Here is a 19,604-nt window from a genome sequence, read left to right as displayed (position 1 = left end):
TGCCGAACTGAAGCAGAACAGAACTCACTCGCCATCATGCGTAAAAACAGTCCCCTGGCGCTCGCGTTCCACACGCTCGTCATCCTCTTCGTTCTCGCCCCGATGATCATCGTGGTGCTGGTCGCGTTCACGCCGGAGCAGACGCTCTCGCTGCCCACGCGCGGCATCTCGCTGCGTTGGTTCCGGGCGATTCTCGACTATCCCGACTTCATCGCGTCGTTCTTCACCAGTCTGAAGCTGGCGTTCATCTCGGCCACGCTCTCGCTCGCGATTGCGTTGCCTGCGGCGCTCGCCATCGGTCGTTCGCGCTTCCCGGGCCGCAACTTCCTCAACGGTCTGCTGCTCTCGCCACTGGTGATTCCGGGCCTCGTGCTCGGCATCGCGCTGCTGCGCTTTTTCGCCATGCTCGGTGTGACGGGCTCGTTTGGCGCGCTCATCTTCGCGCACATGATCGTCGTGACGCCGTTCATCATGCGTCTCGTGCTCGCCTCGATCAGCGGCCTGGACCGTAGCGTCGAGAACGCAGCGGCCTCGCTCGGGGCGGGATCGTGGACGACGTTCCGCCGCGTGACGATGCCGATGATTCTGCCGGGCATTACCGGTGGCTGGCTGCTCGCGTTCATCAACAGCTTCGACGAACTGACGATGTCGGTCTTCCTCACCGCGCCGCAAACCGTCACGCTGCCGGTCCGTATGTATATGTACGCCACCGAGTCGATCGATCCGATGATGGCGTCCGTCTCGGCGCTCGTCATTGCCGTCACGCTCGGCGCGATGCTGTTGCTCGACCGCATCTACGGTCTGAATCGCATTCTCATCGGCCAGCACTGAACGCGCGCTCCACGACGACTCTTATGTCCAGCTCTTCCCAATTTCCTCAAGACGTGCGCGCGTCCGGCTCGTCCGTTTGCCATCCGCAACTGACGCGTCTGGCCGAGACTGCGCGTGCGCCCATAACGTTCTATATCGACGGAGAACCGGTGCAGGCGCTCGCTGGTGATACGTTGCTCACTGCCATCCTCACGCATCAACGGCACGTGCGCATCAGTGAGTTCAGCGGCACGCCGCGCGCCGGCTTCTGCATGATCGGTGCGTGTCAGGACTGCTGGGTGCGTTGTGAGACGGTGAGCGCCGACGGCGGCGACGCCCAACTCACGCGTCTGCGTGCCTGCTCGACCACGATACAGGCGGGCATGCGCATCGTCACGCGTGCGCCTGATGCGAGCGAAGTCCACGGAGGCTCGCATGGCTGAGCGCATCGTGACTTCCGGCGACACCAACGTCGCCAACGTTGCGAACATCGTGATTGTCGGCGCAGGCCCGGCGGGCATTCGTGCCGCGCAAACGCTGGTCGCTGCGGGCATGCGTCCGATCGTGCTCGACGAGAACATTCGCTGGGGCGGTCAGATCTATCGTCAGCCGCCACAAGGGGCAGGTTTTGCACGCAGCAAGCAGGCGCTGTACGGCTTCGAAGCAGCGAAGGCCGATGCCGTGCACAACGCGATGGCGGCGCTTCTGCCGCAGGTCGATTACCGGCCTGAGACGCTCGTGTGGGCGTGCGATCCGCAGCGTTTGCACACTATGCACGGCGGACGTGAAGCGCCGGTCCCGTTCACGCATCTGATCATTGCCAGCGGTGCGACCGACCGCGTGCTGCCCACACCGGGCTGGACGCTGCCGGGCGTGTACACACTGGGCGGCGCACAGGTCGCGCTCAAGGCACAGGGCTGCGCGATTGGCGAGCGCGTCGTGTTCGCTGGCACCGGGCCGCTGCTGTATCTCGTGGCGTACCAATATGCGAAGGCTGGCGCGAATGTCGTTGCCGTGCTCGATACCAGCCCGTTCGTGGAACAGGCGAAGGCCGCGCCGCGTCTGCTGAGTCAGCCGTCGACGTTTGCCAAGGGTGTCTATTACCTCGGGTGGTTGCGTGCGCGCGGCGTGCGCGTCGAATACGGCGTGACGCTCGAAGGCATCGACGGCACGGCAGGCGTGCGCGCGATTCGCTGGCAGCACAACGGTCGCGAGTCGAGCGTCGAATGCAATGCCGTCGGTCTCGGTTTCGGCCTGCGACCGGAGACGCAACTGGCCGATCTCGCGGGTTGTCGCTTCGTGTTCGACGATCTGAACCGATGCTGGCTGCCCGAGCGCGACGCCGCCGGACGCAGCTCGCAACCCGGCATCTATCTCGCAGGCGACGGTGCGGGCATTGCAGGGGCAGACGCCGCCGAACTCGCAGGCCGTCGCGCGGCGCTGGCGTTGCTCGAAGACCTTGGCGTCGCGGCCCCGTCCATGCCGGATGCACCGGACGCGAAGACCATCGAACACAAGCTCGCGAGCATCCGTCGTTTTCGCGAAGGCATCGAGCAAGCGTTTGCGCTGCCGAAAGACCCTGCCGCGCAATGGCCCGACGACATGCTCGTCTGCCGCTGCGAGGAGGTCAGTGCGGGCACGTTGCGCGAGTGCGTTCGTCAGGACGGTGTCACCGAAATCAACCGCCTGAAAGCGCTCACCCGTGTGGGTATGGGCCGCTGTCAGGGCCGTATGTGCGGCGAAGCGGCCTGTCATGTGCTGGCCGACGCCAGCGGACAGACATATGCGCAAGTGGGGCGGCTGCGTGCGCAGGCGCCGATCAAACCGATTCCGATTGCCCCGATGTTATTCGACGAAAACGTCGCCGCCATTCCCGAGGAGGCGCGCGATGAGTGAGACCTTGCATTACGACGTGGTCGTCGCCGGTGGCGGGCTGGTCGGTGCCTCGGCCGCGCGGGCGCTGGCCGAGCGTGGCCTGAAAGTCGCGCTGTTCGAGCGGCGCTATTGCGGCGCGCAGGCCAGCGGCGTGAACTACGGCGGTGTGCGCTGTCAGGGCCGTCCTGAAGTGCAGTTGCCGCTCGCCATGCGGGCGCGTCGGATCTGGGATCGTCTGCCTGAGCTGATCGGCATCGACGGTGAATTCGTCCGCTCGGGCCACTTGCGGCTTGCGCGTCGCGAGAGCGATCTCGAACCCCTCGACGCGTGGTCGGCAATGGCACAGAACTACGGCTTGTCCACGACGGTGTTTCGCGGCGCGGAGTTTCGCGAGCGCTTCCCGTGGCTGGGGGAGGGGGCTGTCGGCGGTTCGCTGTGCATGAGCGACGGTCACGCGAATCCGCGTCTGGTCTCGCCCGCATTCGCGCGTGCCGCTCGCGCCCTCGGTGCCGACGTTCGCGAGCGCACGCCGATTACGTCGGTGACGCACGACGGTGTGCGCTTCCAACTGACGGCGAAACCGGAAACCGGCGACGAACTGCACGTGAGTTGCGACTGGTTGCTCAATACCTCCGGCGCGTGGGCGAATCACATTGCGGGCACGTTCGGCGAGCGTGTGCCGATGCATGCCATCTACCCGAACATGTGGGTGACGGAGCCGTTGCCCAAGTTTGTCGGACACAACCTCGGCGTGTATGGCGGCGGCGTGTATGCGCGGCAGGTCGAGCGCGGCAACTGCGTGATCGGCGGCGGACGCGGCACAGGCGACGGCGAATACGCCCAGCCATCGGCCGACACCACGCGCGCTGTCATGCGAGAAGCGTGCGCGTTGCTGCCTGCGCTGCGTAATGCGCTGCTGATTCGCACGTGGAGCGGGGTGGAGGGCGAGACGCCCGACGACAACCCGATCATCGGCATGAGCCGCACGACACCGCGTCTGGTGCATGCGTTCGGCTTCTCGGGGGGGGGCTTCCTGCTCGCGCCGGGCGTGGGCGAAGTGCTGGCCGATCTGGTGACGCAAGGCGAGACGGCCACGCCGATCGATGCCTTCGCCGTCGACCGCTTTGCCGCAGTCACTGCCACGCACGCCGAAGTCTGAGGAACCCAACGCATCCCACACGTTCAGAGTCCGTCCCAAACAACATTCCTAACACCCTGGAAACGCAAGGAGAACCACGATGAAGCTGTCTAAGAAGGTCGTCATGTGCGCTGCGGCGCTGGCATTGGGCGCTAGCAGCGCAGCCTGGTCGCAGTCCAAAACGCTTTACATCGGCATGAATGGCGGCCCGATGGAAAAGGCTTACACGAGCCAGGTCTTCCCGGAGTTCGAGAAGGCCAACAACGTGAAGGTCGTGGTGGTGCCGGGCACGTCGTCGGACGTGCTGGCCAAGCTGCTTGCCAACCGTAACAGCCCGCAAATGCACGTCGTGTTCCTGGACGACGGCGTGATGGCGCGCGCCATCAGCATGGGCGTGTGCCAGAAGCTGGACGATTCGCCCGTGCTCAAGGAGCTGATGCCGTCCGCACGCGTGAAGGACGATATGGGCGCCGGCGTGCAACTGGGCATGACCGGTATCGGCTACAACACCAAACTGTTCAAGGAGAAGGGCTGGGCCGCACCGACCTCGTGGACCGACTTCGCCGATCCGAAGTTCAAGGGTAAGGTGGTGTTCCAGTCGGCGTCGAGCAGCACGTTCGGCCTTCACGGCTTCCTCGCACTGAACCGCATCTGGGGTGGCAGCGAGACGAACGTCGAGCCGGGCTTCACGAAGTGGGCGTCGACAGTCGGCCCGAACGTGGTCGAGTACATCCCGAACTCGGCCAAGCTCTCCGAGATGATCCAGACGGGCGAAGCCGCGATCTTCCCGCTGACGCCGACGGCCGTGAGCGATCTTCAGGACAAGGGTATTCAGGTCGGCTATGTCGCGCCGAAGGAAGGTGCGGTGCAGTTGCTCGTCGACCTGTGTGTGGTGAAGAACAGCCCGGACAACGCGATGGCGCAGAAGCTCGCGCAGTATCTGCTGTCGGCCAAGGGTCAGTCGCTGGCCGCTGCCGCCGGTGCGTACATCCCGACGAACCCGAAGGCTACCGTCCCGGCCACGATGCAGACGCGTCTGGGCAAGCTCGACGACCTGACCAAGAACATCAAGACGGTCGATTGGGACGCCATCAACCAGCGTCGCGCGCAGTGGGATCAGCGCTGGAACCGTCAGATCGAGCAGTAATGATGCTGTCGTGGGCGTGATATGCGTCACGCCTGCGGCACGAAAACGCCGGGTCCCTCAGGGTGGCCCGGCGTTGTTGTTTTCAAGGTCAGGTACTGTGCATATGAACGTACCCGCAAGCCGAGGTCACATCACGTCGGCCTTTTCCGCAAGCACGTTGAAGGCCCCCACGAGTTGCGCGTGGTCGGCGGGCATCACGAAGGCATGCAGCGCGTGCGCTGGCTCGTCGAGCATCAGATAGCCGAGACTCCACGTCGAGAACGCGCCGGGCTGGCGGGGCGTGCCGTCGAGCAGCACCTGGATGGACGAGTGGTGACGCGACGCTTCGATGCGCTGGCGGGCATCCGCCAGCGGCTCGGCAGGCCCTTCGATGTATTGATAGAAAGTCGTGCCGTCGTAAAGCAGCAGGCCGGTGATGCCATAGCTCTCGTTGAATCCGCGGGAATGCACGATGATTTTCGAGAGCGCCACCGGATCAAGATCGGGTAGGGCTCGGCTGGTGTATGCGTAGCACTCGATCATTATTGTTGATCTCCCCCAAGTCACTCGTCGACTTTGCGTCAACGCACATTAGAATACTCCAAGTGCGAAGCCGGGGACTCCAGCGTCATGCCGATCAACTACCTTCGTGGCTTTACCCAACCGGTGCGCACGGATGCGGCGAACCGGCGTTTGGGCTGCTCGCTCGCTTTCGTCGCCGGGGCGGCCAATGCAGGCGGTTTTCTCGCCGTCGGGCAATATACGTCGCATATGTCGGGGATCGTGGCGTCGCTCTCCGATAATCTCGCGCTCGGTCAACTGGTGCTGGTGCTCGCGGGGCTAAGCGCTTTGCTGTCGTTCCTGCTCGGGGCGGCCACATCGAGCGTGCTGATCCATTGGGGACGTCGCCACCATACCCACAGCGAGTACGCGGCACCGCTCATGTTCGAAGCGCTGCTCCTGCTGACGTTCGGCGTAATGGGCGCGAATCTGGAAAGTCACCGGGTCTTGTACGTGCCCGCCACGGTGGGACTGCTGTGCTATGTGATGGGCTTGCAGAACGCCATCATCACCAAGATATCCCGGGCCGAAATTCGGACGACGCACGTAACCGGTCTCGTAACGGATATCGGTATCGAACTCGGCAAGATGGGTTACTGGAACCGGCCGGGTGTGGCGCAGGAGTTGCCGCGCGTGACCGGTGACCGGCAGAAGCTGCGACTGCTCTGCGCGCTGCTGGGTATGTTCTTTCTGGGCGGCATGACGGGGGCGCTGGGCTTCAAGCATCTGGGTTTCGTCTCCACGATTCCGCTCGCCGTGGTGCTCATCATGCTGGCTATCGTGCCGCTGCTCGATGACATCTCTCGGAATGTGCGTTAGAGGACTTTGGCGCACATTGATGTATGTTGATGCACGTTAGCGCGCGGCATCCTCGCCGATCTTCACACCGGTATCGCTGTCAGGCCATTCGCTATGACTACAAGCTCAGGTGTACCAAGTTCGCGCAGTCCGGCCGGAAACTGGATCCGTAAGCGGCTGCAAGCGGTGTCCCGCAAGTTCGACGACTACCCGTGGATGATCGGTGTGATCGGCACGATCATCGCGCTGGCGATCCTCGCTGGCGTAGCGCTGCTGCTGCGCGCCGACCGGCAGGCGCGCCACGAACATGCGCTGGAGCGGGCGCAAAGTGTGGCGTCGGTGGTCGCGGCGAGCCTGGGCGGCAACATCGCGGTCTACGATGCACTGCTCATGGAGATGGTGCGTGAGGCGGAAGATCCGGCCACGCCGCTGTTTCCGGACCGGATGCGCGACCGTGTACGCTTCGGACAGGCGCTGAGCCGGGACTTTCTGGACGATGCTTACGTCGTCGACAAGAACGGGCGCATTGCCGCGCCGCTCGACCGGACGCAGGGCGCCCCCGTTAGCGTGGCCGATCGCGATTACTTCCGCTCGCATGAGAGCAGCCCGTCGCTCGGCCTGTATATCTCCCAGCCCTACGCGTCACGTACTCATGGCGGCCGGTTGTCGGTCGCGCTTACGCGCCGCATCGCGGCCCCCGATCATTCGTTTGCCGGGGTCGCAGTGCTTGCGCTGCGGCTGGATCGTCTCAGCACGCTGGTGAGCGACGTGGATTCGGCCGATCTGAAATCCATCGACATCGTGGAAGAGAAGGGCACGGTGCTGGCCTGCGATCCTTGCGCGGGTGCGAGACCGGGCCAACTTGTCGTTTTGCCGGGCAACGCGGCGCGTAACGGCGATCTCGCGGCAGCGCTGGCATTTCCGCGTGGGACGCAGGCGAGCGAGTACCGGTCAGTGCGGGTGCCGGGGGCATCGATGTTCGTCGTAGTCACGCCGTCGACGGATGACCTTCTGCACGAATGGCAGCGCCACGCCCTATTGTTCGGTGCGATTGCCCTCGCGTGTGCTGCCACGCTGATGGCGGGCTCCTGGTTGCTGGTGGCCGCGATGCGCACAAGGACCGCGGCCGCTGCACGGCTCATGAGCCTGTCGATGACCGATGGACTCACAGGACTCGCCAATCGGCGGGCGCTGGACGCCAAACTCGGCAGCGAATGGCGGCGTGCGAAACGCTCGGGCAGCCCGTTATCGATCCTGTTCGCGGATATCGACGACTTTAAGCATTTCAACGACGCCTATGGCCACTCGATTGGCGACGACGTCCTGCGTGCCGTCGCGAAAAATATCGGCGGGCATGTGCGACGCGACAGCGATATGGCTGCGCGCTACGGCGGAGAAGAGTTTGCCGTGGTGCTGCCCGACACCGACGCGCATGGGGCCGAAGTCATGGCCGAGCAACTGCGTCGTGATATCGAGCGTCTGCATATCGGTCACGAGGGGAGTACGGCAGGTACGGTGACGGTGAGCGTGGGGGCCGCCACCGGGCGGGCGGCGGAGTGCGATAGCGCCGAGGCGATTTTGAAGGCGGCGGGCGAGCAACTGCGTCTGGCCAAGCAAAATGGACGCAATCGCGTCAGTGCAGTGGTACTTAGGACGAAGTCGAGAGGTGGCGGCGGGCGTCAACTGTGATTTATGTCGGCGACAACGCGAAAAGACGCTGAGACAATGGCTCCATGTCGAAAGCTAACGAATCACCTAACGGGGGCCATATGAACCACACCAAATTCTTCGCAGCCATTGTATGTCTGACAGGCCTTCTGACGTTCGGTCATGCCAGTGCACAGTCGTACCTCGGTTCGAGCGATCTTGGCAGCATCCGTCAGTCGAATCAGACACCGGCGGTGAGCACCGCCGTGGCCGCTGTGGGCAAGCCGACCGCAACGGTCACCGACGCTCATGCCGCCAGCGCGAGCATCAATCGGACGGTGAGCGAGCGCAACGGGCCGTCCACGGGGCCGAGCGATCAGGAAGTGGCGGCAACGAATAACGCGCTCGATACGCGCAATTTGCAACATCCGCGTCAGACCAAGCGGTTCGACAGCATTGCCCGCCCGTCGCGGCCGGATTGATCGGCCCATTCAATCCGTTCAATCGGCCATCGCCGGAATGGCACCTTCCTGGAACAACACGCGCGGGGCGTCCATCGTGCCGTCCTCTTCGTCGACCAGCACTTCGTAGGCGGCGATCCCCGCAAAGCCGGAGGCCATCGACTGCGCAATGCGCACCGCACCGAACTCCGTGCTCGCCTGACGCAACTCACCTGGCTGTAATACGCCGTCCTTGTTCTTGCGATACGGCACGACGATGAACTTGATGGATTTGGCGTCGCTCATGGTGTCACTCACGATGAAATGGAATGATGGGAAATGTAGCACGACTACTGTATAAAAATACAGGTATCTACATCAATTTTTCGCCAAACAACATCTCGTAATGCCTACATAACTAGTCAATATTCGTATATTCCCGCGCCTCTTGATAGCCTGCGGTTCTAATCGCGAATTGTTTTCCCCCAACTCGCGGCCAAAACTACAAGTATCGAGAGCATCGAATGAACGCAGGCAATCTGATTTCGGCGAACCGGCTCAAAGACGGTCTGGTCGTCTGGCTGGATGAACAACACAACTGGGTAGACGATCTGACGCAGGCGCATGTGTTCGATGCCGACGGTCTCGATCAGGCGCAAGCCGCCGCCAAGGCGTCCGCTGCTGCCAATCTGATCGTCGATCCCGTGCCACGTCCGGCAGAACTGAGCGAAGCTGGCCCGGTGCCGGTGGACTTTCGCGAGCAACTGCGCGCGCGCGGCCCTTCGGTGCGCGAAGACCTCGGTAAGCAGGCAGCCGACGCGGGTACGCAAGCCGCACTGGCGCATGCCCCGGCCCTGACCGTCGCCCCGGAACATGCGGGCATCTATCGGTATGACCCGTCGGAGCGTGAGTACCTCAAGGATCGCGCGAACGAATTCGGTCAGCAGGTGGCGCGCCGTCTGAGCGGCGAACTCAGCGAGGACGACTTCAAGGTCTACCGTCTGATGAACGGCCTGTACCTGCAACTGCACGGCTACATGCTGCGCGTTGCGATTCCGTACGGCACGCTGAGCGCGGTTCAGCTGCGTCAGTTGGCCTACGTGGCGAATCGCTACGACAAGGGTTACGGTCACTTCACCACGCGTCAGAACCTGCAATTCAACTGGCCGACGCTCACCGATTCGCCGGACATTCTGTCGGCACTGGCGGACGTCGATCTGCACGCCATTCAGACGAGCGGTAACTGCATCCGCAACGTAACGACCGATCAGTTCGCCGGTGCGGCCAAGGACGAAGTCGTCGACCCGCGCGTGTACGCCGAGATTCTGCGTCAATGGTCGACCGATCACCCCGAATTCACGTACCTGCCGCGCAAGTTCAAGATCGCCATTACCGGCGGTCAGACGGACCGCGCCGCCGTGCGTTTCCATGACATCGGCATTCTGGCGCGCACGAACGAGCGGGGCGAAGTCGGCTTCCAGATCTATGCGGGCGGCGGGCTGGGCCGCACCCCGATCGTGGGCACGCTCGTGCGCGAGTGGTTGCCCGAGGCCGATCTGCTGCGCTTCGTCGAGGCGATTCTGCGTGTGTACAACGCGCTGGGCCGTCGCGACAACATCTACAAGGCGCGCATCAAGATCCTCATCAAGGAAATGCAGCCCGCGAAGTTCATCGAGATGATCGAGGAAGAGTTCGCACGCATTGCACAGACGCATCGTCCGCTTGCGGAGAACGTCATCGCGGCGATTGGCGAGCGTTTCATCCTCCCCGAATTCGAAACGCTGCCCGCCGAGTCGAGCGTCTTCGCACAAGCCTACGCGAACGACATCGACTTCAAGCACTGGGTCGACACCTGCACGCACGAGCATAAAGCGCCGGGCTATATCAGCGCGGTCGTCTCGCTCAAGCCTGCCAGCGGTATTCCGGGGGACGCGAGTGCGCAGGAAATGCTGGTGCTGGCCGATCTGGCCGATCAGTACTCGTTCAGCGAACTGCGCGTGACGCACGAGCAGAACCTCGTGCTGCCGCACGTGAAGCGCGACGAATTGCATGCACTGTGGAAGCAGTTGAAGGCCAACGGTCTGGCGACGCCGAACATCGGTCTGATTTCAGACGCGATTGCGTGCCCGGGGCTGGACTATTGCGCGCTGGCTAACGCCCGTTCGGTGCCGGTGGCGCAGCGTATCGCGCTGCGCTTCACGGAGGAGCAACAGCGCGATATCGGCCCGGTGACGCTCAACGTGTCGGGCTGCATCAACGCTTGCGCGCATCACCACGTGGCGCACATCGGCATTCTCGGTGTGGACAAGGCGGGCAAGGAAAACTATCAGATCACGCTGGGCGGTTCGGCGGACGATAACGCGGCCGTCGGCAAGATTCTCGGCCCGGGGGTCTCATACGAAGCGGTGCCGCAAGTGATCGAAAACATCCTCGGACGCTACCTGAAGCTGCGTAACGAGGGCGAGCGCTTCATCGATACGCTCGGACGCGTGGGTGCAGAAGAATTCAAGGGAGCTTTGCATGTTGATTGATCGTAACGGACTGCCCGTCGAGGACGTCTGGACTTATGTCGCGGCCGACGTCGCCAATGCCGCCAACGATGCCAGCGCGGCGGATCAGGTGAGCAATGACACCGTGCTGCCGCTCGACGCATGGCTCGCGGCGGACGCACAGGGCGTAGCTCCTGCCGGTATTCGCGTGCAGGGTCACGACGACCCCGAACGCATCGCGGCGCTGTTGCCGAAGCTGGAACTCGTGGTGATCGAATTCCCGAAGACGCGCGACGGCCGTGGCTTCACGCTGGCGAAGTTCCTTCGCGACAAGTGGCAGTTCAAGGGGGCCATCCGTGCGGCGGGCCCGCTGTTGCCCGACCAGTTGGCGATGTTGTGGGCGTGCGGCTTCGACAGCCTGCTCTCGCCGTCGGAAGTGCCCACGGCACGCTGGCGCGAAGCGGCACTGGCCGCGCAAGTGCGTGCCGGACGTCCGCGCACGCTGCTTGCTCGTTTGACGGCCTGACGACCCAAACGACGTGACACGGCCCGGCGCATTCCCGTGCGCCGCCGTGCACGTACCCTTCAAAGCGGAAATTCCAAAAAGTAAAACGAAAGTAGAAAGTAAAGCGAATTTCCCAGCTTTTGCGGACGCGTTCGGCTTGATGGCGCGTTGAAAGGCAACGCAAGGTCGCCTGACGCATACTGCGACGACGGCAAATTTCCTATCGGTGCGTAGGAATAGTTCAGGGGTTTGTAGCGTTATCTCCCCATCACTGCCCGTTTCTCTGTTTCCCCCGTTTCCGTTTGCACTGCGCGACATCGCAATTCCATCATGAAGACAACAGGACGTCTGCCGCTGCGTGCGGCCCTCAAGGGGGCGCGCCTGGCGGTATTGGCGCTGGCCTTGCACGGCGCGGCCGCCGTGGCGCAGGATTTCCAGGTGCGCGACAGCACCGGAGTCGCACTGGATGACGCGGTCGTCTATCTCACCCCGGAAGACGGCAAGGTGCCAGTGGCGCGTCCGGCAGCGGCGTCCATCGTCCAGCAACACAAGATGTTCATGCCGCTGGTCACCGTCGTGCAGAGGGGGGCGGCCATCGATTTCCCGAATCGGGACGACATCGCGCACGACGTCTATTCGCTTTCCGACGCGAAACGCTTCGAGCTGAAGCTGTATCGCGGCGGGTCGAAGCGCGTGGTGTTCGACAAGCCCGGCGTGGTCACCATCGGCTGCAACATTCACGACATGATGATTGCGTACGTCGTGGTCGTGGACACGCCGTACTTCGCGAAGACCGGGGCAACCGGCCGGGGCGAGCTACCGCAAGTGCCGCAGGGGCGGTACCGCGTGTCGGTCTGGCACCCGCGTCTGGGCAACGTACCGGCTGCCGTCGTGGGCACATTCAGGCTACCGGCGGACGTTTCGGCAGGAGCCAAACTGCTTTCGCTGACGTTGCCGCTGCATGGGGACTGACGCGTGTCGTTCTTTCCTGCATTCCTGAGATTGCCTGGCAACCTTCGTGGCCGATTTCTTGGCATTACGCGTGGCAAATTGGCCAGTCTTGGCTGGCATCGTCTGCGCACGAAGATCACGCTGGTGTTCGTCGCCCTGATTCTGGTGGTGCTCGCCGTCATGCAGATGACGGCCAGCCGGGCGCTCAACGACGCGTCCTCCGCGCAGGTCGCGGAGCAGCTTTCGGTCGGCCAGCGCGTGTTCTGCCGGGCGCTGCAAACCAAGGCGGACGAACTGACGCAGGTGGCTCAGGTCGTCACGGCCGACTTCGGATTTCGTGAGGCAGTGGCACTGCATGACCCGGTGACGATGCACTCGGCACTTGAGAACGTGCGCGAGCGTGTGCATGCAGACGTGGCGCTACTCGTCGATCTGAACGGCGCGGTGATCGCCGATTCGCGGGTGTCGGGCGCGGTGAGCGACGGTGACGACACCGATGCGACCGACTCCGCGCTACCCGGCACACCGCGCGGCAACCTGAGAGGCAAGGCGGGCACCTCCGTCTCCGTGATTGGCATGCTCGGCGGCCGCGCGTATGAACTGGTGAGTGTGCCGGTCAAAGCGCCGCTGATCATCGGCTGGGTGACGATGGGCTTCGCACTCGACGACGCGTTCGCGCGCGACATGCACGAGCTGTCGGGGCTGGAGGTGTCACTGGTGCATCGCGTCGCCTCCGGACAGTGGGAGGTGGTGGCGAGTTCGCTGCCGTCGGCCGATCGTGCCGACTTGCAAACGGCGCTGACCCGGAACGTCATTCGCGTGACGGGGAAGGAGACGACGTCGCGCGTGAGCGGATATGCCGCACGCGTTGTCAATCTGTCCGGGACGGGCGCCGCCGCCCCCGCTCCCGCTCCCGCTCCCGTTATCGCCGTGCTGCAACGCTCGTTGACCGAGGCGGCGGGTCCGTTCCGTCAACTTCGCTCGACGCTACTCTGGCTGACGCTCGGCGGCATTGTGATTTCGGTGCTCGGGGCGGCGCTGATCGCGCGTAGCGTGACGCGTCCGCTGGCCGCGTTCGTGGATCTGGCACGACGCATCGGCAAGGGCGATTACGCGGCGGCCATCGACGTGCGACGCCGCGACGAAACCGGCGATCTGGCGCGCGCGTTCGACCTGATGCGCAACGCGATTGCCGAGCGCGAGGAGCGTATTACCGAACTGGCTTACGTCGATACGCTGACCGGGCTGCCGAATCGCGCGGCGTTCAGCGAGCGGATGCAGGCCGACATCACGCAAGCGTATCGTGGCGGCGCCCCGTTCGCCGTCATCCTCATGGATATGGACCGCTTCAAGGACGTGAACGACACGCTGGGGCATCACGTCGGCGATCACCTGTTGTGGGAGGCGGGGCACCGGCTGAGCACCGAGCTTAAAGCGTCGGGCTATATGGTGGCGCGTCTTGGCGGCGACGAGTTCGCCATTCTCGTGCGCGGCGGCGATCAGGCGGCGGCGCATCGGTGTGCGACGGGGCTTGCGAGCGCCCTCGATGCGCCCATCGTGGTCGACGGTCAGACGGTGGACGTTGGCGCGAGCTTCGGCATCGCCGTCTATCCCGATCACGGTTCGGACATGCACACGCTGCTGCGGCGTGCGGATCTCGCGATGTACGCGGCGAAGCGTTCGAATCTGGGCGTCGCAGTGTACGAGCCGGATACCGAGAGTCGCGACCGGGACCGCTTGTCGCTGATGAGCGATCTGCGTCATGCGATCGAGCATGGCGGCCTGTACCTTTGCTATCAGCCGCAAGTGGACTTGTCGGACGGCAGGGCCGTGCGTGTCGAAGCGCTGGTGCGGTGGCGGCACCCGAAGCGGGGGATCGTGCCTCCGGCGGAGTTCATTCCGTTTGCGGAGCAGACCGGGTTCATCCGCGTCATTTCCCGGTGGGTCGCGGCGGAGGCCATCGCGACGTGCGCCGCATGGCATGCGCGAGGGATTCCGCTTGGCATGTCGATCAACTTGTCCGCGCGCGATCTGGTGGACGTCGATTTACCGGATTACCTCAAGCGGGTGTTGAGCGAACACGCGCTTGCACCGCATTGGTTGTGTGTCGAGATTACCGAGAGCGCGCTGATGGACGATCCGGAGCAGGCGTTGATCACGATGGAGCGCTTGCATCGCATGGGCGTGCGTATTGCGATCGACGACTTCGGCACAGGCTATTCATCGCTGTCGTATCTGAAGCGCATGCCGGTGGAGGAAATCAAGATCGACCGGTCGTTCGTGAAGGGGATGGCGCATGAGCAAAACGACACGCTGATCGTACGCTCGACAATTGCGCTGGGCCACAGCATGGGCATTCGCATCGTGGCGGAAGGCATTGAGGACGCTGTGACGCTGGAGAAGCTTCGCGCGCTCGGATGCGACTTCGCGCAAGGCTATTTCCTGAGCAAACCGCTGCCGGAAACCGAGCTGGTCGACTGGGCGCAGGCATGGCAAAAGCCGGGGAGCGAGGCTGTATAAAAATCCAGTCTTTTGAAAGCGGAAATTTTGTCTTATCTTTTCATCGTCGCGCTCGCAGGGGGCAGTCGGACGGGCGACGATGGATCAGCTCGACAAACTGACACATTCATAACGGTTACCACGGCGCAACGATGTGAGGACATCATGAAAACGGTCGCGGTTCAGGCCAATCTGGACGAGACGGTGGATCTCGTCCGCAAATTCGCACACGATGAATTCGCCCGTGCTATCGGCGTCGAGGCACCCTCCGAGCAGGACGTCCGTGGCTTTCTACTGGATCGATTGCGCTCGATGCGGTTTCGTGCAGCAGAGCCCGGCGACGAACCGACAGTGCAGCGCGTGTTCGATTGCGTCTACGTGATGCCGGTATGCGTTCGATACGAAGGCATGCGCGTGATCGAAGCGCGCTTGGTCGTCATGCCGGACGCGCGCTATACCATGAAGGCTTATATCCCGGTGTCGGATTAAGCGAAAAATTCCTGCATTTTGGGGAGTCCGTCACGACGCACGGGCTCCTAAACATGTTCCCCCTCCCAGTCGGCACCCGCCGTCACTGAGCGTGGCTCCCGTTCGCACAGATTATTCCGGTTTCTTACCCGCGATTTGATGGGAGGCGGCCGGTTCCTGTTTGGGCCTTTTCCCTTCCGCCCCATGGGAAGTGGCTGATTCTCGTCCGCCATGCGTCACCAACGCCCGCTGGCTTGGTAGCCTCCGGGCTTTCCTGCGTTGACCCGATCCGAAGCATCCGTCCGGACATAACGATGTGCCGCGATAGCGCATGACGCGACGCAGGACTCATTCATGCTGGCCATTGAGCAGCATTTCCGATTTGCATCCGCCAAGTGGGATTCTGCTCATCAAAGTTGAGGGATCGAACACGCATGTCGAAGTCCGACGTTTTATATGGAGTCCAAAATAAATATTCCGAGGCAACGGATGGCGGAATTTCTGGGAAGGGCCGAATAGCGCCGTTGACTTCGCTTCGGTTCTTTGCGGCGTTCTTTGTGGTTTTTTATCACCTGCAAGGTGTGGTGATTCCGATGCCGTCGATTAATCAGATGGCGTTGGGTGTGTCGTTCTTCTTTGTGCTGTCCGGCTTCATCTTGTCGACGGTTTATCCGGATGCGACGAAGATGTCCTTGTCCAAGTTCTATGCGAGTCGACTTGCGCGCTTGTGGCCGGTGCATGCGCTGTGTGTCTTCGCGGTCGTGTTTGCCTATGATCGCGCGATGCTGTTCGATGGCTTTTGGCTACCCAAGGTGCTGACGAATCTCAGCATGTTGCATGCATGGATTCCGCAGTACGGCTACGTCTTCTCGTTGAATTCCGTGTCCTGGAGCATTTCGGCCGAGTTCGGCTTCTATCTGCTCTTTCCTGTATTGGCGGCTTCCCGGCAGGTCGGAAAGGTGGTGATCCTGATCGGTATATTGACGGCGATCGGCCTCTTTCTGCTTGAATTCAACCATGCGACCGTGTGGTCTGAGGATCCATGGAGGTTCTCGGCGGTACTGCTGGTTTCGCAGAGTCCGTTTGCAAGGCTCTTCGAGTTCGCCGTGGGCGTGTGGGCCGCGCGAGTGTTTCGCGAGCGACGTTATTCCGGTTTTGTGACGAAACATGCGAACGTCCTTGAGGTCGGCGCGATCTTGTTGCTATTGGCATTTGGCGTGGTTTCGCGTTATGTCGTTGCCGCCGTTCTGGGACGTGGTTTTCACATATTCGGCAGTTGGCTGGACGTAGCGGGTGGCGTGTTGGTGTTCGCATTCATGATCTTTGTGTTCGCGCATTCTGCTGGTGCGTTGAGCCGGGGGCTTTCCAATCGAGTTCTGGTGTTCCTTGGAGAGGCGAGTTTTGCGCTCTACATGGTGCATCAGCTCATCATCAAGTACGCGATGACGAAAGGGTGGACGACGCTACTTCCGTGGCCGCTGACGCTGCTGTTGCTTTGCCTCGTCATCGGCATTACGTCGGTGGCTGTCTACGTGCTGTGGGAGCGTCCGATGCGCCGCCTCTTGCTGCAAACGCATGCGGTGCTGTCGAGCCGGATGCGAGCGATCCGGCAGGTTGTGACGTCTTAACCGCCGCCGCAACGATTCAGAAAGTAAAAAACCCGCACAGCCAAACACTGTGCGGGTTTTTTTAACTCTTATTCGCTAACGCTACTGACACCTTCCAAGTCGTAACGCGGAGTAATACGGGCTTACAAATTCGCGAAGGCATTGCGTCAACATTTGCCGCGCAGCGGGCGTTTATGAGAGCAGGCGCCCCCTCATTTCTACTGAAACCCCAAAAGTAAGCGCTACGCAAAGTTCAGGCGACAACGTTGAGATTATCGATCATGAAATCCAAGTCCTGTTACACCCTTGTTGTGCCGCTTCTGTTGGCGGCCTCGCTGTCCGGCTGCGTGGTGGCACCGGTTGAGCCGGCGGAGGTTGCCCCCGCGGGTGTCGTGTACGTTGCGCCCGTCGGTGTGGTGCCGGGTCCCGGCTATTCGTGGCGCTATCACGCGCACTATGGATGGGGATGGTGGCATCCGCGCTACGGTTGGCATCGCGGTTGGCACTAGTCGTCGGCGATGCTCACTCGCCGTTTCGTGTCCCAATGATGCAGACATGAAAAAACCCGCACAGCCAAAGACTGTGCGGGTTTTTCAATTCTGGTCGGGGCGAGAGGATTTGAACCTCCGACCACCTGCACCCCATGCGGGGCCGCACTCGCTGGAAAACCCGATGTCCATTGGGTTTGCGTGAGAGTCGCCTAAAACTTGCTCAGTTTTTGCGCGCCGAAAAGGCCCGTGTCGTATAGCCTTCCAGGCATGTATTAGGCGGATTCCCAGGGCAATTTGACGTCCATTCGGGATGTCTCCGGTATCGCCTCTTTGATGTAAATTTCGCTCGTCTTCCCGCTGGTGTGGGCGAGACGGCGTTGAATCTCCGTCCGCTGGCTCCCGGCCTTCGCCGCGTCGGTCGCCCCCAAGGCTCGAAGGTCCCGGAACAGGATGTCGTCAACGATCTTCGCGCGTGTGCGAGCGCGAACCCATGCCGAGTTCAGGCCCGATTTCGTGTAAGGCGTCTTGTCGCGCGTTGGAAAAAGGTATGGGCTGATCATCTTCCTTGTCCGCTTGATGGCCCTCGCACGGTCAATGACGCGCTGAATCGCGGGAGTCACCGCGATGTCAAGCACCTTGCCACTCGTTTTCGCCGTTTTTGACGGCTTGAAGCGAATCACGCCAGCGGTGTCGTCGATCTGGCTTTCCTTGAGCGTTCTAATGTCGACGCCGCGCTGCCAGCACAGGTAGGCCATGTCCATGATGCATTGAAACGTCGGGCCTGACTCAGTCGGTAGTCCGTCGTCACCCGTGAGGGCAGCAGTACGGATGGCGCCAAGCTGCTCGTGCGTTGGCAGCTTCTCGCGCCGTTTGGTCTCGTAGTCGGATAGGTCCAACTGATCGCACGGATTGTCATCTCGAAGCCCCATCTCGCTGATCGCATAGCGGAACATCTTGCGAAGTACGTTGGCGTACTTCTGGGCGGTGTTGGGTTTGTCGGCGAAGTTCGCCCGAAGAAAGTCAGCGCAGGTCTTGGTCTTCACCTGCGCGACGGTGAACGCGGAGAAGGCGGCACTGACTGTGTCGGCCATGCGACCATAGTCCTTTTGCACCTCGGCAGAGTATCTACCCAGCTTGTTCGCCTTCCACTCGGCACACAGGTAAGGCATCGTGCCCGTGATCAACTTCTGCTCGCCCAGCAGCTCGCCTAGCTTCGTGAGCATTACCGACTCGCCGTCGGACTCTGCGCAAAGCCTTATCCATCGCTGCACCTTGCCGGTCCACGGGTTGCGCGTCGGTTGAGGCGCGAAAAAATAGTAAGCACCGTGATTCAGCAGCACGCGGCGGGGCAGTCCGCGCGAAGTCTTCCTACGACGGTTCATTTTGCGCGCCTTATCGGTTGCAGTTGAGGCTCGTTTGCCGGGGCGGTAGGTGTCAGGGGCGCGCCCATCGGGTAGAGGCAGTGCATGCGAAGCACCAGCACTGAATTATCGGGGCGGCGGCGTGCCGGGATGCCGAGTGACGCCAGAACGTCGATCTGCTTTGCCGCGCGGCGGTAGCCGGTGATTCGCGCGATTTCTTCGCCAGTCAGTTCCAATGGCTGTTCCAGTACGGCTGCCATGTCTTAACTCCATCATCGATCGCGGTCACCCGCGCTTCAAAATGCAAACGGGGACGCGCTAACAAGGGCGTCCCCGTTATACAAACGTGCGCCGGCGGCGCTTACGTCCAAATTCCCAAATCTTCCTGCGTAACTCGTAAGACTTTGCTCTTACGTACTATTATGGTTGTCAGGCCATCTTTCGAAGCCGCCCACAAAATGCCTTCCCTCAACTTCGTGTATCGCGGTTGCACCGTCGACATTAAGATCGGCGAGCGCGCAACCCTGTGGGACGTCACCATCGAGGTCACGCCCTTTGATGGCGTCGAACTGATCGAGCCTTTTGGTGCCAGGAAGCTCACGCTGGCGAAGGTCGAGGAGCTCGATGTCATCCAGGCGGCGCTGATCGAGGAGGTTCAGTTGGCGATCGATCACCGGCTGGTCGGTTGCTGATACCCACCATGCTGGGTACAGGCGACTGAGTGTTCATGCTAGGATTTCTTCGAAGGCGTATGTTGGAGGGAAATTGCGTCATGAAATATGAGGCGGACTACTTTTGCACCGCGGTGCGACCCGAAAAGGACGGGGCGTTTCGATGG

The 19,604-nt window shown here is 62.1% G+C and carries 20 protein-coding genes; 16 read left to right on the top strand and 4 right to left on the bottom strand.

Annotation, left to right across the window (positions count from 1 at the left end; genetic code table 11):
• Positions 1–36: 36 nt before the first annotated feature.
• The 5 genes from PCO31010_RS04220 (at position 37) to PCO31010_RS04200 (ending at position 4,970) form a co-directional block, all read left to right on the top strand.
• Positions 37–831, top strand: a complete 795-nt coding sequence (locus tag PCO31010_RS04220) for an ABC transporter permease (protein ID WP_150574625.1) — start codon at positions 37–39, stop codon at positions 829–831.
• A gap of 23 nt (positions 832–854) precedes the next feature.
• Complete coding sequence (locus PCO31010_RS04215) at positions 855–1,253, top strand: (2Fe-2S)-binding protein (RefSeq protein ID WP_150663112.1); 399 nt, start codon at positions 855–857, stop codon at positions 1,251–1,253.
• Positions 1,246–2,706 (top strand): FAD/NAD(P)-dependent oxidoreductase, encoded by a 1,461-nt coding sequence (locus PCO31010_RS04210; protein ID WP_150663111.1) that lies wholly within the window; start codon positions 1,246–1,248, stop codon positions 2,704–2,706. Before PCO31010_RS04215 ends, PCO31010_RS04210 begins: the two co-directional genes overlap by 8 nt.
• Complete coding sequence (locus PCO31010_RS04205) at positions 2,699–3,844, top strand: NAD(P)/FAD-dependent oxidoreductase (protein WP_150663110.1); 1,146 nt, start codon at positions 2,699–2,701, stop codon at positions 3,842–3,844. Before PCO31010_RS04210 ends, PCO31010_RS04205 begins: the two co-directional genes overlap by 8 nt.
• Positions 3,845–3,923: 79 nt before the next feature.
• Positions 3,924–4,970, top strand: a complete 1,047-nt coding sequence (locus tag PCO31010_RS04200) for an ABC transporter substrate-binding protein (RefSeq protein WP_150663109.1) — start codon at positions 3,924–3,926, stop codon at positions 4,968–4,970.
• A gap of 126 nt (positions 4,971–5,096) precedes the next feature.
• On the opposite strand, the gene PCO31010_RS04195 is transcribed toward PCO31010_RS04200, so the two are convergent.
• Complete coding sequence (locus tag PCO31010_RS04195; RefSeq protein ID WP_150663108.1) at positions 5,097–5,492, bottom strand: BLUF domain-containing protein; 396 nt, start codon at positions 5,490–5,492, stop codon at positions 5,097–5,099.
• A gap of 87 nt (positions 5,493–5,579) precedes the next feature.
• Between PCO31010_RS04195 and PCO31010_RS04190 the strand changes: the two genes are divergently transcribed.
• The 3 genes from PCO31010_RS04190 to PCO31010_RS04180 all read left to right on the top strand — a co-directional run bounded on the left by PCO31010_RS04190 (position 5,580) and on the right by PCO31010_RS04180 (position 8,437).
• The gene (locus PCO31010_RS04190; RefSeq protein WP_150663107.1) at positions 5,580–6,329 is read left to right on the top strand and encodes a YoaK family protein; all 750 of its coding nucleotides are present in this window, start codon (positions 5,580–5,582) and stop codon (positions 6,327–6,329) included.
• Between the two features lie 93 nt (positions 6,330–6,422).
• Entirely contained in the window at positions 6,423–7,997 is a 1,575-nt protein-coding gene (locus tag PCO31010_RS04185; protein ID WP_150663106.1) for a GGDEF domain-containing protein, read from the top strand.
• 80 nt (positions 7,998–8,077) lie between these two features.
• Positions 8,078–8,437, top strand: coding sequence for a hypothetical protein (locus PCO31010_RS04180; protein WP_150663105.1), 360 nt, complete (start codon positions 8,078–8,080; stop codon positions 8,435–8,437).
• Between the two features lie 18 nt (positions 8,438–8,455).
• Here PCO31010_RS04180 and PCO31010_RS04175 read toward each other — a convergent pair whose 3' ends face one another.
• Positions 8,456–8,701 carry a hypothetical protein gene (locus tag PCO31010_RS04175; RefSeq protein ID WP_039402924.1) on the bottom strand — a complete coding sequence of 82 codons (246 nt, stop codon included), beginning with the start codon at positions 8,699–8,701 and terminating at the stop codon, positions 8,456–8,458.
• A gap of 218 nt (positions 8,702–8,919) precedes the next feature.
• Here PCO31010_RS04175 and PCO31010_RS04170 point away from each other — a divergent pair, with 218 nt between their 5' ends.
• The 7 genes from PCO31010_RS04170 (at position 8,920) to PCO31010_RS04140 (ending at position 17,423) form a co-directional block, all read left to right on the top strand.
• Positions 8,920–10,926 (top strand): DUF2849 domain-containing protein, encoded by a 2,007-nt coding sequence (locus PCO31010_RS04170; RefSeq protein ID WP_150663104.1) that lies wholly within the window; start codon positions 8,920–8,922, stop codon positions 10,924–10,926.
• On the top strand, positions 10,916–11,410 hold the full coding sequence (locus tag PCO31010_RS04165; RefSeq protein WP_150663103.1) for a DUF934 domain-containing protein: 495 nt from the start codon (positions 10,916–10,918) through the stop codon (positions 11,408–11,410). Before PCO31010_RS04170 ends, PCO31010_RS04165 begins: the two co-directional genes overlap by 11 nt.
• 309 nt (positions 11,411–11,719) lie before the next feature.
• Positions 11,720–12,361 carry a methylamine utilization protein gene (locus tag PCO31010_RS04160; protein WP_150663102.1) on the top strand — a complete coding sequence of 214 codons (642 nt, stop codon included), beginning with the start codon at positions 11,720–11,722 and terminating at the stop codon, positions 12,359–12,361.
• Between the two features lie 3 nt (positions 12,362–12,364).
• Positions 12,365–14,860 carry a bifunctional diguanylate cyclase/phosphodiesterase gene (locus PCO31010_RS04155; protein WP_246184432.1) on the top strand — a complete coding sequence of 832 codons (2,496 nt, stop codon included), beginning with the start codon at positions 12,365–12,367 and terminating at the stop codon, positions 14,858–14,860.
• A gap of 12 nt (positions 14,861–14,872) precedes the next feature.
• Complete coding sequence (locus tag PCO31010_RS04150) at positions 14,873–15,328, top strand: hypothetical protein (RefSeq protein ID WP_150663101.1); 456 nt, start codon at positions 14,873–14,875, stop codon at positions 15,326–15,328.
• A 413-nt stretch (positions 15,329–15,741) separates the two neighbouring features.
• On the top strand, positions 15,742–16,935 hold the full coding sequence (locus PCO31010_RS04145; RefSeq protein WP_150663100.1) for an acyltransferase family protein: 1,194 nt from the start codon (positions 15,742–15,744) through the stop codon (positions 16,933–16,935).
• Between the two features lie 260 nt (positions 16,936–17,195).
• On the top strand, positions 17,196–17,423 hold the full coding sequence (locus tag PCO31010_RS04140; protein WP_150663099.1) for a hypothetical protein: 228 nt from the start codon (positions 17,196–17,198) through the stop codon (positions 17,421–17,423).
• Positions 17,424–17,677: 254 nt separating this feature from the next.
• Here the strand turns inward: PCO31010_RS04140 and PCO31010_RS04135 are convergent, their stop codons facing one another.
• Positions 17,678–18,745, bottom strand: a complete 1,068-nt coding sequence (locus tag PCO31010_RS04135; protein WP_174984309.1) for a tyrosine-type recombinase/integrase — start codon at positions 18,743–18,745, stop codon at positions 17,678–17,680.
• A 38-nt stretch (positions 18,746–18,783) separates the two neighbouring features.
• The gene (locus PCO31010_RS04130; RefSeq protein WP_150663097.1) at positions 18,784–19,026 is read right to left on the bottom strand and encodes a DUF4224 domain-containing protein; all 243 of its coding nucleotides are present in this window, start codon (positions 19,024–19,026) and stop codon (positions 18,784–18,786) included.
• A 198-nt stretch (positions 19,027–19,224) separates the two neighbouring features.
• Between PCO31010_RS04130 and PCO31010_RS04125 the strand changes: the two genes are divergently transcribed.
• Positions 19,225–19,458 carry a hypothetical protein gene (locus tag PCO31010_RS04125; RefSeq protein ID WP_150663096.1) on the top strand — a complete coding sequence of 78 codons (234 nt, stop codon included), beginning with the start codon at positions 19,225–19,227 and terminating at the stop codon, positions 19,456–19,458.
• Positions 19,459–19,604 lie beyond the last annotated feature (146 nt).

It is taken from the genome of Pandoraea commovens (assembly GCF_902459615.1).
Taxonomy (GTDB): Bacteria; Pseudomonadota; Gammaproteobacteria; order Burkholderiales; family Burkholderiaceae; genus Pandoraea; species Pandoraea commovens.
This window is presented reverse-complemented; position numbering and strand designations above follow the sequence as displayed.

Excerpts from the sequence above, each read along its gene's own strand:
- PCO31010_RS04125 (WP_150663096.1), top strand. The coding sequence starts at position 19,225 with ATGCCTTCCCTCAACTTCGTGTATCGCGGTTGCACCGTCGACATTAAG.
- PCO31010_RS04160 (WP_150663102.1), top strand. The coding sequence starts at position 11,720 with ATGAAGACAACAGGACGTCTGCCGCTGCGTGCGGCCCTCAAGGGGGCG.
- PCO31010_RS04210 (WP_150663111.1), top strand. The coding sequence starts at position 1,246 with ATGGCTGAGCGCATCGTGACTTCCGGCGACACCAACGTCGCCAACGTT.
- PCO31010_RS04175 (WP_039402924.1), bottom strand. The coding sequence starts at position 8,701 with ATGAGCGACGCCAAATCCATCAAGTTCATCGTCGTGCCGTATCGCAAG.
- PCO31010_RS04145 (WP_150663100.1), top strand. The coding sequence starts at position 15,742 with ATGTCGAAGTCCGACGTTTTATATGGAGTCCAAAATAAATATTCCGAG.
- PCO31010_RS04165 (WP_150663103.1), top strand. The coding sequence starts at position 10,916 with ATGTTGATTGATCGTAACGGACTGCCCGTCGAGGACGTCTGGACTTAT.
- PCO31010_RS04190 (WP_150663107.1), top strand. The coding sequence starts at position 5,580 with ATGCCGATCAACTACCTTCGTGGCTTTACCCAACCGGTGCGCACGGAT.
- PCO31010_RS04180 (WP_150663105.1), top strand. The coding sequence starts at position 8,078 with ATGAACCACACCAAATTCTTCGCAGCCATTGTATGTCTGACAGGCCTT.
- PCO31010_RS04200 (WP_150663109.1), top strand. The coding sequence starts at position 3,924 with ATGAAGCTGTCTAAGAAGGTCGTCATGTGCGCTGCGGCGCTGGCATTG.
- PCO31010_RS04205 (WP_150663110.1), top strand. The coding sequence starts at position 2,699 with ATGAGTGAGACCTTGCATTACGACGTGGTCGTCGCCGGTGGCGGGCTG.
- PCO31010_RS04215 (WP_150663112.1), top strand. The coding sequence starts at position 855 with ATGTCCAGCTCTTCCCAATTTCCTCAAGACGTGCGCGCGTCCGGCTCG.
- PCO31010_RS04195 (WP_150663108.1), bottom strand. The coding sequence starts at position 5,492 with ATGATCGAGTGCTACGCATACACCAGCCGAGCCCTACCCGATCTTGAT.
- PCO31010_RS04130 (WP_150663097.1), bottom strand. The coding sequence starts at position 19,026 with ATGGCAGCCGTACTGGAACAGCCATTGGAACTGACTGGCGAAGAAATC.
- PCO31010_RS04140 (WP_150663099.1), top strand. The coding sequence starts at position 17,196 with ATGAAATCCAAGTCCTGTTACACCCTTGTTGTGCCGCTTCTGTTGGCG.
- PCO31010_RS04170 (WP_150663104.1), top strand. The coding sequence starts at position 8,920 with ATGAACGCAGGCAATCTGATTTCGGCGAACCGGCTCAAAGACGGTCTG.
- PCO31010_RS04185 (WP_150663106.1), top strand. The coding sequence starts at position 6,423 with ATGACTACAAGCTCAGGTGTACCAAGTTCGCGCAGTCCGGCCGGAAAC.
- PCO31010_RS04220 (WP_150574625.1), top strand. The coding sequence starts at position 37 with ATGCGTAAAAACAGTCCCCTGGCGCTCGCGTTCCACACGCTCGTCATC.